Consider the following 15,269-nt stretch of genomic DNA (forward strand, 5'->3'; position numbering starts at 1 on the left):
ATCATCACAAAGGCACTAAATTATTTTTTGAGCGTTCAAAACATTGCGGAATACGCTCAACACGATTTCCATCAATTTTAATTTTTCCAGTGCGACCATTAAAGGTTAAGCTTTTTACATTCGGATCCAAAACAAATTGTTCAGCAATATGCCAAGCATCTCCACCAAAGGCATATAAACGCTGATACGGTAACGAGGTCGGTTTATCTTTATAAGCTTTGACGACATCATCCCATTCGGCAATGTATAAGGCAGGAACATCACAGAATTTCATCCCTTTAGGCAAGGCCTTTTTTTCATCGACAGCAATGGCTTGGGTATAAATTTTTTTCTTCTGCAATTTGGGAAAACTGGTCAACCATTGGTTTGAACCTAACAGCAAAATGCCCTCTCGATCCGAAATTGACTTTGGCATATGCTCCACAGGATCAACTTCACCCATATAATTGGCAAATAATGCATTTAAAAAGTTAATAGATTCTGCTTCTGTGCCTTTTTCACGCACCACATAGAGTTTGCTGACTTTATCATGCTGGATATAATCAAGTAACGCCAAAGCATCGTCATTTTTAGAAAGGCTATATTGCCAAACACTTTTATCGCTTGGATAAACTTCATTGAGTGCCAATACAGGTACTTTAGGCTTTAAATTAATTAAAGCCTCAACATCAGGACGAGCCAAAGGCCCAATAATCATTTTAGTCTTTTTATTGACATGCTGTTTTAACAGGGCTTTGATGGTCTTTTGATCTGAATCGACAAATTTTAATGGTATTTCATTCTTCGAGGCCTGCGCGGCACTTAATATTCCTTGTTTAATACTCAAACCCGCTCGCGACATAGGGCCTGTTTCAGGTAATATAACCAGAATTTCTGCGTGAACTTGGATTGTAAATCCAACCATTCCCAACACAACCACTCTTTTAATACTGTTCAACACTAACTTATTCTTCATGGAGACCTTTATGAGTGCTCAATTATTCGTCGTAGCGACCCCAATTGGGCACTTAGATGATATGACTTTTCGTTCTATTGAAGTTTTAAAGTCTGTTTCTGTTATTGCGGCAGAAGATACACGTCAATCTGCTCAATTATTAAAGCACTATAATATCTCAACTCCGCTCACAGCGTGTCATGATCACAATGAAAGTAACAAAATTGATATACTTATCGAAAAATTAAAAAGCGGTCAGAATATTGCTCTGGTCAGTGATGCTGGTACACCATTGATTAGTGACCCTGGTTTTAAATTGGTACGTGCCGCTCAGGAAAATGGTATCCGTGTCATTCCTGTACCGGGTGCATGTGCTGCTATTGCTGCGCTAAGTGCGGTGGGTTTACCCAGTGATCGTTTTAGCTTTGAAGGCTTTTTATCGTCAAAACAATCGCAACGATTGATTCAATTAGAAAAATTAAAACATGAATCACAAACCATGATTATCTATGAAGCACCTCATCGTATTTTAGATAGTGTCAAAGATATGGCTGATGTTTTTGGCGCAGATCGCCCTGTTGGTTTTGCACGTGAAATTACCAAAACATTTGAAACGATTAAAAAGATGACTTTGGGCGAGTTGGTGACATTGATTGAAAATGATCGCAATCAGCAAAAAGGTGAAATTGTTTTAGTTATTGGTGGTGCACCAGATGCCAAAGATCAAGATGTTGAACAAGAGAAATTAGATCAACTTTTAAATCGCTTATTACAAGATTTATCAGTCAAAGCAGCATCACAACTGGCTGCGGATCTAACTGGCATCAAAAAGAAAATCGCCTATCAACGTGCTTTAGAGCTGACTAATCAACAATAATTTTATTTCTTGAGTTGAGAAATGCCTGTATAAGCATTTCTCAATCTGCTTTTCTACAAGCGACTGGTTGCTCTGGTCGCTTTTGTACCTGTCTTAATTTTTAAAACACAATAAGTTTTAATCACGCACTGATCAATCTGGCACTTATAAAAGCTGATGCAGAAAAAACAATCAAAAGCACAACATTACTGATGATTTACTCCGCCTTGCTTTTAAAGTGATTGACAAAAATCAATAAAAATAAAATGATTATTTGATTAAAAATTCAAGAGAAAAATCACAAATAATGATCAATTCAAAATTTAGATTTAATCATCTAAAAGAGAAAATAGACAGCATCCCAACTCAATTTAAAAAAGCACCTTTCGGTGCTTTTAAAATCAATCTTTAGCAGATTCATCAGGTGGAACTTCGGTAATTCTCCCACCACGCGCTAAAAATGCAGCGACTTCATCTTCCAACGCCTCACGCTGTCTTTTTTTCGCTGTCACAGTGAGTGTTTCAGCTTCAGCTAAATCTGTATCTGAAACTGTCGAATCACTTGCCGCAGCACCTTTTTCAGCCGCTTTAGCTTCATCATCGTCTACTGCATGATCTTCTGAATTATCATCATAATCATTTGTATCTGTCATCTTTAACTCCCCATCAATGACGTCAATGTACCATCCGAAAAATGGTGATGTTTTACAGAGAAATGTATCAAGCTCTTCGCCATTCGACTAGTATCTAGATACACAAAATCGTGTTTTTTTTCATCAAATTCGTAATGTTGTTTAAATGATTGGTTAAAAAATATCAGAAATCCAATTAAATGGCATATTGCGTGCTTTTTAAATTTGCCAACCCATTGGCTTGTGCCATAAATTGATCTTTTAAAAATGGCATATTTTCAACTTGTTTTAAGCCAAAGTTACGCGCCCAAACCAATGGAAATATTTCCGCAGTTTCTAAAAAACCAATCATCGACATACTATGCATCATGGCATCGTTTTGCCCTTTGCGTTGGTGTTCATAACGCTTTAAGGTTTGTTCATGCGCCCATACGCCACGCTGTTTATCTTTAAGTAATACATCACACAGAATAGCAGCATCTAAACACCCAATATTTACGCCTTGTCCTGCTAAAGGATGAATCACATGCGCTGCATCACCAATCAAAGCCAGCCCATCTTTTACATAACGTTGTGCTGCACGTGCCTTAAGTGGAAATTGAGCCCGCGGTGTCGCTTCAATGATCTTGCCCAACATATGATGACTTTCACGTGTCAGTAATTCACAAAAATCAGCATCATCTAAGCGCGCATATTCTTCTGCATAATCATCAGGTAAGGTCCAAACGATTGAAATCCAGTGTTCAGTTTGCTCAGGCTTTAAACTTGCCATCGGTAAAAATGCCAATGGGCCAGTCGGATGGAAAATCTGACGAGCCACATATTGGTGCGGTTGTGTGGTACGAATCGCACAGGTCAAACCGGCTTGTTGATAATCTAAAACATCAAGATCGATAAATGCTTGATCACGAACAAATGAGTTTGCGCCATCTGCGCCAATCACTAATTTGGTCTTTAGCTCAGTCCCATCTGCAAGTTTAATAATCCAACAGCCTACACCCTGCTCTACTCGCACAACTTTAACTTGAGTACGATAATCTTGCAGTTGCTCCAACATTTCCTGTTGGATGGCAAGATTTAATAAACTTGGTTCAACCATTGAACCTAAGCTTTGCTCAGCTGTAGGAAAGCTTTCTGAGGCTTGCCCAAAATTAATTTCGCCATAACCATTTTTATTCCAGACTTGCATGCCTGTATAGGGCATTTGGCGAGCGATTTTTTCCCATACATTCACCGTTTTTAACATGTGAATCGTGGCTTGGCTCAGCGCTAAAACCCGCGGATTAGCAACAGCTAGCGTTTTTTCAGCATCTAAAATAGGGGCTGCATCTAAAACTGTGGCTTGTACACCGCCCTGTGCTAAAAGCAATGCGGTTAAGCCACCCACCAGACCACCACCAACAATCACCACATCTAACGTATCTTGCTGTGTCATGCTTTTAATCCCATTGCATAATTGGCAACCAAAGGCTTAATCCCCGGAATCACATCAAAAGCTACCAAGCCAGTATTACGCAATAATTTTAACACTGGGTTTTGATTACTAAATCCACGCACTACAGAATCACAGAATTTAATCACACGTTGCTGATCAGTTAAGCGAGATTGTTCATAGGCCTTTAACATCTTAGGTTGACCAATATCATCAGATTGCGCAATTTGCGTTGTGATATAACGCATCAGCACATCTGCATCACGCATACACAAGTTAAAACCTTGTCCAGCGACAGGATGAATCGTATGTGCAGCATTACCCATCAAAATTACCCGACCCACCGCTTGTTTTTCAGCAAGCACTTGTGCCAATGGGAAGCTAAAACGTTTACCTGTCTTCTGGAATTTACCCGCACGATCACCATAAGTTTGCTGTAAAGCATCAAGGAAATGTTGGTCATTTTCATCACCTAACCATTCATCTTCTGTGCCTTTTTTCACTGGCCAAACCACTGAACGACGACATTCCCCAGGCAGTGGAAGCAATGCCAATGGACCTAAATGGCTAAAGCGTTCAAAGCCCACTTGATGATGTGGTTTAGAGGTTTGTACAGTTGTGACAATTGCCACCTGATCATAATCATGTACATCCACCCCAACACCTAAAGCTTGGCGACAGAAAGAATCACGACCGTCTGCAGCAATCAACAGTTTGGCTTTAAGTGAATGGGTATATTCTTCACCACGATTGGCTTCAACATATACATAGTCACCCTCTTGTTTTAGTGAGGTGACTTGTACACCATCAATCAATTCAATTAAAGCTTGCTGGCGAACTTGAGTCAGTAGTACACGGCCTAGCCATGCATTTTCAATCACTTGCCCAAAACTTTCGACTTTTTCTTGATCTGCGACTAAGCGTGCTTTACCAAAACTGCCTTGTTCAGTGATATGCACTTCGAGGATAGGAGTTGCATGTTCTTGCAAAGCATCCCAAAGACCGAGTTTTTGATAAATTTGTACGGTACGACGTGATAACGCGGTATTTCGTGCATCAAAACTGGAATGATAGGGTGCAAGATTGGCATCATCATAATTTGGATATTTCACAGCCTCTAAAAGCTTTACCGCAATATTGGCTTTTGCCAACATTAGAGCCAAGCTCAGCCCAACCATTCCACCGCCGACGATGATGACTTCTTGTTGCATGCTTTTATCCTTTCTATATGTGATTCAGCGTACTGAATACTTATAATCTTGATTGATTTCATATTACATCAAGCAAAGTTATTTTTATATTGAAATAGGAAATTGTTGGCTGTATTTGTACTGAATCAATACGCTATTTTTAACATAAGTATGAAAATTAAAAATTTCATTCCGAGAATTAAGCATGTTATTTAGCTCGGCCGATATAGCAACTTAAAAAGATTGTACAAATAACAAGCATGAAGAATAGAACATGGATAAAAATCCGATTTTAATTATTTAAAAGCGTGTCATTTAATTCAATAGACTGATGGGGCTTACTGAATAACCCGCGACATTCAAGCATTCAATTTTTATAGATTATCCATAGCACAAAATCCCTACCCAACTCACAAATCAGTCTGGTAAGGATCAAGAAAGTAAAAAATCAGAAACAATAACAGTCACATGATTAAATGTGGAATTAGAATGACATCTTAAGATTTAGATAATATTGACGACCACGTACATCGCTATATTTACTGAGATAACCTTTTGAGCTTGACATATCCACAGTGTAGTCATTGAATAAATTCTGAATACCAAAGCCCACTTCTGCCGAATTAAGCTTATTGGATTTAGCAAGCGGCAATTTAGCTTTGGCAAAGACATCATGATAAATTTGATCATTAATTTTTAAGGTTTGAGTGTCTTTACCTGTTTGATTTAAAATTGCTAACGCATCTTTGATTGTATACGAACCATAGTATTGCGCTGCCCAACCAAATCCCCATATATCATTGGGCTTTAAGTATATAGATGCATTGGCACGATGTTTAAGCGGATAATCATCTTTGTTACTTCCCATCGCTAAGAAATCGACAAAAGATGTGTCGACTGAATCTTGCCGTTTAAATTCACTCACATAGGTATACCCTAAATTAAACGAGGTATTTCCAACAGCACTATCAAAAGCATAACTGAGATTGGTATCAATACCTTTGGTTTTTAGCCCCAAAGCGTTAAATGAAGTCGTATCAATTGAAGTCACATCACCATTGGCATCACGTTTTACTCGGTTGCCGTATGTATCTTGGTTATCTAGAATATACTGCGCACTTACAGACGTAATATTATTGGTTTTTTCAATCTGATAATAATCAACCGACAAACGTAGGTTTTCAATCATCTCTGGGGTTAATACCACGCCAAAATTATAACTTTTTGATTTCTCGGGCGTAATATTTGGACTACCACCAGAAATAATATCTGTGCCATTTCCCAATATTTTTCCTGTAATAGGGTCTTTGAGTGAAGTACTGGTATTTTCAGAAATCGTTGGTAATGCCAACTGGTTCATGGTCGGCGTCACAAAGCCTTCACTATACGAAGCACGCAACATTATTTGATCATTTGGTGCAAATTTAAAACCAATCGTTGGCGAAATCGCATCAAATTTAGCTGTACCTGTGTCGGTATAACCGAGTAACTTCGACCTATAACCTGTTGCAGGGTCAGCTTTAGGATCATACTTCGGCACTTTTGCTGATACTTTAAAGTCTTCATAGCGCGCTGCTAACTGCATCTCAAGTAATTTGGCAAAACGAAAGTTATATTCTGGCGAAAGTAAAGGGACGGTAAACTCAGTATACGCACTTGACCCCTGTATTTTACGTTCGGTCGGTTTAACCCATGGATTATCGACATATTGGTGATCAGCAAAGCCTTCACTTTCATAGCGGCGATGTTCAATTCCTGTTGCCAATTGAATATCCCCTGCATACCATGTTGCAACGGGTCCAGTGGCACGTATAGACATATCGTTTAAAGTTTGCTGCGTGTTATTTTTGGTGTAATGCCAATATTTTTGAATAATGTCTGTAGGCTTTGTGGTGTAATCTTCAAGAAAATTAATTAAGTTATTTGCAGTGTCTTTATTCCATTGCGTTGATTTTGGATTCACATTTCCCTTACGAATATAACGCTGACGAATATCTGATTTACTCCAAGAATAATCTGCGGATAATAGCCACTTTGGGGTTAATTCAAAGGTAAAGCCAGTCGCTGCTTTTTTCTGCGTGGTTTCAAAAGTGTCTTTAGACCAAGCACCAAAACTGTCCCTATTTAAAGTGTAATTCACCAAAACATCTTTACCAAATGGATTATACGGGCTATTTTTACTTACGGTGACCACACCAAAACCGTGCGGTGAAGAATTGTATCCCCAACCTTTTTCGCGATCATAACCAGCCTCAAGGAAGAGATTTAAACGATCGCTAAAGTCACGATTTATTGAAATAGCAACAGATTCTGTATCTGTATCATATAAAATCGGGTAATCTCCAGACCAACCACTCACACCCGTGCCTAATCCTAATGCATAGCCTTTACCTAATTTGCTAATATCACCATTCCAGCCCTTTGGAATATGAGCAGTAGAAGAACCACTGCCTGGAATAAGCTCTGATCCATCTTTTGAGCGAATATTGGTTAAATTCCCTGCAGGTGGATTCACTGTCGGACCGATCAACGCGTTAGGATTATTTTTTAAAATATTTTGACGTTGTTTGTCTCTGTGGCCTCGCTCTCGATCCAGCAACCCATCCTGACTTTTTTTAGATACCATAAGCATCACATTGGTACGATCTTCTTCTAAAGCAAAGCCCGATACAAAGTTGAATGACTGCACTGGCCGTTTATAATCTGTGGTATTGGCATAACGTAAATCCAGATCTGTACCGACATAATCCTTACGTAACACCACATTAATTACCCCGCCAATTGCGCCACTACCATAAATCGCTGCTGCTGAAGTCGGTAAAACCTCAATCCGTTCAATTGCAGCCAGTGGTATGTTATTTATATTCGGTTGTTGCGTTGCTTCTGCTGTACCCCGATTTCCTGTACCGGCGCTACGACGACCATTAATTAAGACCAATGTTTGATTGGCACCTAAACCACGTAAATTAATTTGGCTAGATGTGGTCGCAAAATAGTCTGAGTTATTTAATGATGAAGTTGCCATTGGAAGCAACTTAGCGAGTGCTTCTGTCACTGTAGTTACACCAGAACGTTCAAGTTCCTCTCTCTCAATTAAAGTATAGGCTTGTACATCATCCTCGGTACGCGGGATATCCATATTACCCGACTTATAAGCAACTGGTTTTTCTTTAGATTTATCTGATGCCGTTACTGCAATTGTTGGTAATGCTGGTGTATTTTGTTCTACATCTTTAGCAGATGCGGCAGGAGAAAAGATGATTCCCATTATCGAAAGATAAAGTGTCGTTCTAAAAGAAATAGGAGAAATTATGGAGATAGTATGTGTTTTCATAAAGTTTTCTATAAATTACGTAACCATTACAAAGCATACACATTAAAATACAAAATTCAATGAGAATAATTATCATTTGCGATTATGCTTAAAAAAACACATCCTTGATACTCTAAATTTTAATGTTGTTATTTTATTTATCTAGTTGAATTCAATAAACTAGCTTCTCACCAAAAGATTTCTTTTTCTCTTTTTTTTATGACAGTATATTTTTACAAATGTCGTTGACAACTTTTTAAGCAAAGATAGACGTGATTACAAATCTAAAGAAATTGGCTTATATTGATCTAAACAAAATCGTGTGACTACATCCTATGGTTAGTATTTAAATCGAGGACTCCCCACTGAAACGCATAAATAAAAAAATTGCGATTTGCATGAGGAATATTTTTAAAAGCCAGACTGTACAGAGAGTAGCTTAGGATTAAAAATGAGTTTTTTAGCATTTATAAAGCTTAACTTTTTACAATATGCCCATAATCAATTTAAAAAAGATGTAACATTTCATAAACAGTGATTAAAACTATCTCGCATCGTTTCTCTTTCTCTTATCCATTCACCATACTCTCGACACATGAGTATAAATCGATCGAGATACTGGCCTTCTTCTGTCAGCGAATATTCAACTTTTACAGGTTTTCCCTCATAGACATTTCTTTCTATAACCCATTTATTTTAAATAAAAATTTAATTTAAAAAGTTGAAATAAAACTGATTCTCATACTTATTACTATGATTTACTCTTATTTCTATTTAAATATTTTTATTTATTTCAATCATAAAACCTAGACAATCTCTCTTATTATCTCCCAAAGCTGGAAATATAGCCCAATGCTTTAACAAGGTCGTTTCAGTAAATCCTGTTTCAATCAGAACGTTTCGTGATTTCACATTTTCTGCATCACAAAAAGTCTCAATTCTTTTAAGCCTACTGTTATTTTTTAAATAGACAATGACAGCAGTGATTGCCTCTCTCATAAAGCCTTGCCCTTGAAATTTACTTCCAAGCCCAAAATGAATTTCACCGTGATCTCCTTTGTGAATAAACATCACAAGCCCCATGGCTAAATTAGTTTTGCGCTCGCCAATAATCCAAGCAAAATCTTTATCATTATTTTCCCATTTTGTACCACTCCAATTTTCAAACATACACTTGGTTTGCTCGATATTGACATGTGGTCGCCTTTGTAAGTATTTCGAAGACTCCCTGTCTCCGCAATACTCATGAAAAAGTGAAATTTCATCACCTTCAACAAACTTGCGTAGAATCAAACGATTTGTTTCTACTGGCTTAGCTAAAACGGTGTAAGTATCCATACATACTCACCTTTCAAATTAAAAACTTATACTGACTTTGCCATCAACGCTTCAATATCTTCAATCGATTTCACAACATTTTTGGTCAAGACTACAGGACCCTGTTCAGTTGCAACCACATCATCTTCAATCCGGATACCAATACCACGCCATTTTGCATCCACTGTTTCATCATCAGGTGCAATATATAAACCTGGTTCTACAGTAACAACCATACCCTGCTCATAGCTACGCCATTGACCATTTTCATCTTTATATGCGCCAACATCATGCACATCCATACCGAGCCAATGCCCTGTACCATGCATATAAAACTGACGATAGCGTTCAGATTCAATAATTTGATCAACATCACCTTGCATAATGCCAAGGTTGACCAAACCTTCTACCATAATCCGTACTGCAACATTATGCGGTTCTTTATAAGAATGACCGATTTCAATTGCATCAATCGCAGCAATTTGTGCATCTAAAATAATTTGATATAGCGCTTTTTGTTCAGGGCTAAACTTACCATTTACAGGAAAAGTACGGGTGATGTCTGAGGCATAGCATTCATACTCAGCCGCCGCATCGATCAACACCAAATCACCATCTTTTAAGGGTTGGTTGTTCTCAACATAATGTAAAATACAGCCATTTTTCCCACCACCCACAATACTGTTATAAGCAGGAACACAGCCACTCTGACCAAAGATATAATTCAACTCAGCTTCTAAAGCATATTCCATCATCTCAGGATGAACTTTTTGCATGGCACACGTATGCGCATCTGCACTGATATTTGAGGCGATTTGCATTAATTCAATTTCTTGAACCGACTTATGCAAACGCATTTCATCTAAAATTTGATCAAGTTGAATCAACTGCGCTGGAACGCCAAAACCACGTCCAGATTCATTGGCTTTGGTGATCCAAGTACTGACCTTGGCATCAAAATCTGCACGTTGACCGATACGATAAAATAATTTTTCTTTATTTAAAATTTTAGCAATAATTTCTTCGTCAAGCAGATCAATCGCATAAGCTTCATCTGCTTCATAATCATCGACTGCACCGTCAATTCCAGCACGGTAACCATTCCAGATTTCCATCTCACGATTACGTTCACGACAGAACAAACTATAGATATATTCCTCACCAGTTTCATCTGTTTCTATGACTGCAACTGCTTGTGGCTCTGCAAAACCAGTTAAATAGAAAAAGCTACTGTCCGCACGAAACTTATAATCAGCATCTCGGTTACGCATGACTTCTGGACTGGTTGAGATAATTGCAATGCTATTGGGACCCATTTGCTCAGCGAGGCGGTCACGACGTTCCTGAAAATCTGCTTGAGTTAATTTCATTCTCTATTCAGCTTGTATTTCAGATGATTAATTTGGAAGAAGCTTTAACTTACAATTACACTTAGATGAATGCAAATACTGATGACTCAATATTTGCATATTTTAAAATAATTTTATTATTTCTCTTGTTCTGCGCTAAATCGCGACAATAGAACAAAAGAATCAATCCAGACTAAAACAATTTAACCCTTTGCGCCGCTACTTTAATTCAACCTCAATGTTTCAAAGTGAATAGCAAAGCACTGAAAAGGGAGCTGTAAAACCGACTACTCATCAAACATGAATGTTCTAAAGTTTAAGTTTCTTAGCTTTTTTTCTTAGTTTTAGCTTGGGCGATGTGGAGTAAACATCTCTACAACATTGTTACTTTCAGAAGCATCAATTGCTTGTTTCATTTTGCTATGAAAATTTTGCAATAAAGGACTTTCTGACACTGGAACTTTTTTTCGTCCCATTGATAATGACACAGGGATCAAGCGTACAAATTCATACAATTCAAGATAGCTTGCTTCACCCTCATCATCGTCATCTGATTCATCAAACTCAACAGATGCAACATCTTGTAAACTTTCAATGAGCTCTTGTTCATCTGCGCGAATATGACCAGAAGCCAATCCAAAGCCAAGTACAACCCCTGCACACCAATCTGCCAGTGATTGCACACGCTCAGCCAATGTATGCTCATCATCTGGAAGCATTGGAAGATAGTCTAAATCATCGTCTGAAAGTGCATGTGATACGTCCTCAGCTTCATCAGACAATAGCGCAAGCGCTTCATCGTCTAATTTTGGCACATCAAGCGTAGATAAAATTTGTAACCATTCATCTCGAGTCGGAACTTCAGTAACACAAACTATACCTGTCAGTAAGCCATGTAACTCACTCGGGCTTGAAATTTCCTCAATCCCCTCAAAATTTTGATTCCAATCTGACCAACCTGAAATATCGTCTTGCATTCGTTTATCCAATCTCTATACTTCTGTATATATTACCTTTGATTGCAAATCTGTGCGACCCGTTATGTTAGAACAATTACAGCGTCTACAGACGCATATTGGTGTTTTAAAAACACGAATTGAAACTGTTGAGAAAGAAAATGCATCGCTGTTAAAAGAAAAGGATAACAGCGAAGAGCAATCTCATGCCCAAATCAGCCATAAAAATAGCATTATCACCCAAAAACAAGATGAAATTGATACGCTCACTGAGCAACTCTCTCAGTTACAAAATCAGTTTCAACAGCTCAATACAGATGCCACATCTTTAGCTGAGCGTTATGGGCGTTTGGAAAAAAGCTGTACCGATTTAAAAAATCGTTTTCAGGAAATTTTGGCTGAACGTAATGAATTACGTGTGGTTAAAGAAAAAATGGCAAATGAGCAGCGCCATCACTTACAAGACATCAAAGGTCTTCAAGATGAGCGTGAACGTTTAATTCAAAAAAATGAACATGCCAAAACAAAAGTGGAAGCCATTATTCAACGTCTTTCGATTTTAGGGACTGAACAAGATCATCATGCGCAAGAAATCCAACAGCTTGCTCATCCATCAGAATCTAATGAGGAAGTATGAGTATGTCTGAACATGTGACTGTAGAATTACGCTTAATCGAACAAAGTTTCCGTTTAGGCACCACAACAGATAAGCAACCAGAACTCGAACGTGCTGGTCGACTTTTAAATGAAAAGTTTCAAGAATTTCGCCGTAAAGCCCCCAATGTTGAACATAATAAATTGGTGATCATGGTGGCTTTAGAATTGATGCAAGAAGTTTTAGGCATGAATAAATCGTTACAAGAATATGCACAATGCGAACGTTTATTAGCGACCATGTTAGAAGATGTTGAAAAAGCGGGATAAACCGCTTTTTTTTCGTGCAATTGATTGGTTTTTTTATGCTGTATTTATAAATTATGAGCATTGGTGATTTGCCACAATCCCCAAATTATGTATACTTAATATAACTCTAGGGTGTTCGCCAGTACGTCTATTCCCCTGCCGATACTTAAACTTATGGATGTGTTCTGTATATTTTGAGTGTATGCCCACCTTGAGTGGGAAACCCATTAAGTGTACGTCGCGTCCACCTTGAACTCATCGGGTTCAGGGTAACGACCATGCAGCGGCATCTCTGGAGTGTTTTATTTTAAAGAATAACAATAATTTATGTGGTTTTAATCTGTCTTACCTATCGAAATAAATCATTTTTCTTATCATTGTAGCCTTCATGTAGCTCCTAGAGATGTCGTGATTATTGTATATGATTGCTTAATACTGCCCTGTTAGCGCGTTATTATGACTATACTAGACACAAGATTACTAAAACCTTTGTAGACTCTCTTCCATTTTCACCATTAAAAACAACATTCTATAAAGATGAAAAAAGTATAGGCTTTTACTTTACATATTACCAAAAATTCTAAATCATATATTGCTGAGCAAAAGCTGCCTGATGGTCGTACTTGTCGTGTCACGATTGGTACACATCCTATCTAAACTGTTGCTCAAGCAAGAGAAAAAGCCCAATAATACTTGCTTATGATTTCAAAAGGTAGTGATCCTAATGCAGAAAAAATTCTAAGGACAATGCGAGAAATGGCTATATTCAAGTAAGCTTTGATGATTTTAGAAAAGCTATGAATATGATTGGAAACAAGGTTTGATCAGTTTTATCAAAAAATTAATTAAAAATAGATTGTACATAAAACCAAAAATTCACTAGAAATGCTTTTGTTGACTGGCATCAATAAATTTTAAAATCAATTAAAACTCATTAAGAGTAAATTATTTAAGAAGCTTTTTCCGATACTGGAGTGGGCTAGAACCAGTCCAATCTTTAAAAGCTCGGATAAATGAAGTTTGCTCACGATATGAGAGTAATATAGATATATCTAGAATACTTAAACTATTGTCTTCCAAATATTCAAAAGCAAGATCCCTTCGAACTTTATTAAGCCTTTCTCTAAAAGTATAACCATTTTCTTTTAATTTAGATTGAAATTTTCTCGATGACATACCAATTTTTCTTGAAATATTATCAATATTAATATTACCTTGAAGAATTGATTTTATCATTTCCTTTCGAACTAATTCATCAAAAGAATCGAACTCAGGTAATTCACGCAATAACATTTCAGCCTGATTATTCAGTATTTTATTTAAATATGGGTCTGCTTTATCAATTTTAAATTCCAAATTACTTATAGGAAAATAAATACTATTTTTCTTCTTATTAAACTCAACAGGACAATCAAAAAAATTAGTATATGGTTTTATATTTTTAGGCTTCTCAGAAATAAATTCAACTCTATTCATTCTTAAATTACAAGGGCTAATCAATTCATTAGTGAAATTTAAAAGAATAACAATCATTGTTTCATCTAATGTCTGTCCAAATTTACAATTAGAATCAAATCCCCAACTTATAATTATTTCGTTATTCGAAACTCTTGCATCCACATTCATAAAGTCATAACATAATCTTTGATATTTTAAAAATAATGGCAAAGCTTCTAACAAGCTGTCACAAGTTAGCACAATATATCCTAATATACCGAGGTTAGATGGTTGAACTAATTTTGCTATTTCCAAACCAAGAGCATCACAGGGCATCTCTGCTTCTATTTTCTCTAAGAGAAATAGGCATTCCGAAAGAGGAATTCGTTCATCGATATTATATCTTGAATTTATAGCATCAATTTTCAATCCATTCTTAAAAGAAAAAAAAACTAACAGATTAATCAAACCACTTGTAACTGATTTCATAAAATAGCAATACTCTCCTAACCGCATCTTACTTATGTTATATTTTAAAAATGACTATATTTTTAAATTATTAAATTTATTTTTAATTTACAATCCAAAAATTAAAAAATATTTTTTACACCAAATCCCGACTTACAAAGAATTATCTTCACACTATTAAACTCACAACAACCAAATATTCAATTATTTAAAAAAATATTCCAACCGCAATAATTAAAAACATTATTAATCAATTACCACAAATAAATTAAAACTCATTATTGAATCAATAGAAATATAAACAACAACACATTGTATTAATTACCAAAATCTATATATCAAAATATTAAAAAATGCATTCTCATCAAAAACACAACAACAACAGACATAATTATCGTTTTTATTTTATTAAATAATTATCATTTTGCGATTTTTTTATTATCATTTTATACCATCAACTTAATGAATAAAATGCTAATTTA

General features: G+C 36.6%; 13 protein-coding genes and 1 other RNA gene. 4 read left to right on the plus strand and 10 right to left on the minus strand.

All coding sequences use genetic code 11. From position 1 onward, the window contains the following. Positions 1 to 4: 4 nt before the first annotated feature. A complete protein-coding gene (locus ASC84_RS15115; protein ID WP_004819971.1) occupies positions 5 to 955 on the minus strand; it encodes a penicillin-binding protein activator in 951 nt (316 codons plus the stop codon). Between the two features lie 10 nt (positions 956 to 965). Between ASC84_RS15115 and rsmI the strand changes: the two genes are divergently transcribed. Next, a complete protein-coding gene (gene rsmI, locus ASC84_RS15120) occupies positions 966 to 1,811 on the plus strand; it encodes a 16S rRNA (cytidine(1402)-2'-O)-methyltransferase (protein WP_056516185.1) in 846 nt (281 codons plus the stop codon). A gap of 380 nt (positions 1,812 to 2,191) precedes the next feature. On the opposite strand, the gene ASC84_RS15125 is transcribed toward rsmI, so the two are convergent. From ASC84_RS15125 to ASC84_RS15155, 8 genes are all read right to left on the minus strand, one after another. Then, a complete protein-coding gene (locus ASC84_RS15125; RefSeq protein ID WP_004722066.1) occupies positions 2,192 to 2,443 on the minus strand; it encodes a hypothetical protein in 252 nt (83 codons plus the stop codon). Between the two features lie 175 nt (positions 2,444 to 2,618). Beyond that, positions 2,619 to 3,857, minus strand: coding sequence for an FAD-dependent monooxygenase (locus ASC84_RS15130; protein ID WP_056516187.1), 1,239 nt, complete (start codon positions 3,855 to 3,857; stop codon positions 2,619 to 2,621). Continuing rightward, positions 3,854 to 5,065, minus strand: a complete 1,212-nt coding sequence (ubiH, locus tag ASC84_RS15135; protein WP_056516190.1) for a 2-octaprenyl-6-methoxyphenyl hydroxylase — start codon at positions 5,063 to 5,065, stop codon at positions 3,854 to 3,856. Before ubiH ends, ASC84_RS15130 begins: the two co-directional genes overlap by 4 nt. Positions 5,066 to 5,528: 463 nt before the next feature. After that, positions 5,529 to 8,312 carry a TonB-dependent receptor gene (locus ASC84_RS15140; RefSeq protein ID WP_081409369.1) on the minus strand — a complete coding sequence of 928 codons (2,784 nt, stop codon included), beginning with the start codon at positions 8,310 to 8,312 and terminating at the stop codon, positions 5,529 to 5,531. A 570-nt stretch (positions 8,313 to 8,882) separates the two neighbouring features. Continuing rightward, the gene (locus ASC84_RS22430; protein WP_081409375.1) at positions 8,883 to 9,041 is read right to left on the minus strand and encodes a winged helix-turn-helix transcriptional regulator; all 159 of its coding nucleotides are present in this window, start codon (positions 9,039 to 9,041) and stop codon (positions 8,883 to 8,885) included. A 90-nt stretch (positions 9,042 to 9,131) separates the two neighbouring features. Continuing rightward, positions 9,132 to 9,695 carry a GNAT family N-acetyltransferase gene (locus ASC84_RS15145; RefSeq protein ID WP_056516195.1) on the minus strand — a complete coding sequence of 188 codons (564 nt, stop codon included), beginning with the start codon at positions 9,693 to 9,695 and terminating at the stop codon, positions 9,132 to 9,134. Positions 9,696 to 9,721: 26 nt separating this feature from the next. Then, positions 9,722 to 11,044 carry a Xaa-Pro aminopeptidase gene (gene pepP / locus ASC84_RS15150; RefSeq protein WP_056516197.1) on the minus strand — a complete coding sequence of 441 codons (1,323 nt, stop codon included), beginning with the start codon at positions 11,042 to 11,044 and terminating at the stop codon, positions 9,722 to 9,724. Positions 11,045 to 11,367: 323 nt separating this feature from the next. Next, positions 11,368 to 12,000 carry a UPF0149 family protein gene (locus ASC84_RS15155; protein WP_004819950.1) on the minus strand — a complete coding sequence of 211 codons (633 nt, stop codon included), beginning with the start codon at positions 11,998 to 12,000 and terminating at the stop codon, positions 11,368 to 11,370. Between the two features lie 64 nt (positions 12,001 to 12,064). Here ASC84_RS15155 and ASC84_RS15160 point away from each other — a divergent pair, with 64 nt between their 5' ends. The 3 genes from ASC84_RS15160 (at position 12,065) to ssrS (ending at position 13,185) form a co-directional block, all read left to right on the plus strand. Beyond that, positions 12,065 to 12,616 carry a hypothetical protein gene (locus tag ASC84_RS15160; protein WP_004722081.1) on the plus strand — a complete coding sequence of 184 codons (552 nt, stop codon included), beginning with the start codon at positions 12,065 to 12,067 and terminating at the stop codon, positions 12,614 to 12,616. 2 nt (positions 12,617 to 12,618) lie between these two features. After that, a complete protein-coding gene (locus ASC84_RS15165) occupies positions 12,619 to 12,903 on the plus strand; it encodes a cell division protein ZapA (RefSeq protein ID WP_056516198.1) in 285 nt (94 codons plus the stop codon). Between the two features lie 100 nt (positions 12,904 to 13,003). Continuing rightward, a non-coding RNA gene (ssrS, locus tag ASC84_RS22435) (6S RNA) lies at positions 13,004 to 13,185 on the plus strand. A gap of 642 nt (positions 13,186 to 13,827) precedes the next feature. On the opposite strand, the gene ASC84_RS15170 is transcribed toward ssrS, so the two are convergent. Further along, positions 13,828 to 14,808, minus strand: a complete 981-nt coding sequence (locus ASC84_RS15170) for an AraC family transcriptional regulator (protein WP_227515161.1) — start codon at positions 14,806 to 14,808, stop codon at positions 13,828 to 13,830. Positions 14,809 to 15,269: the final 461 nt, after the last annotated feature.

Origin of the sequence: Acinetobacter sp. Root1280 (genome assembly GCF_001425285.1) — a bacterium.
GTDB lineage: Bacteria > Pseudomonadota > Gammaproteobacteria > Pseudomonadales > Moraxellaceae > Acinetobacter > Acinetobacter guillouiae.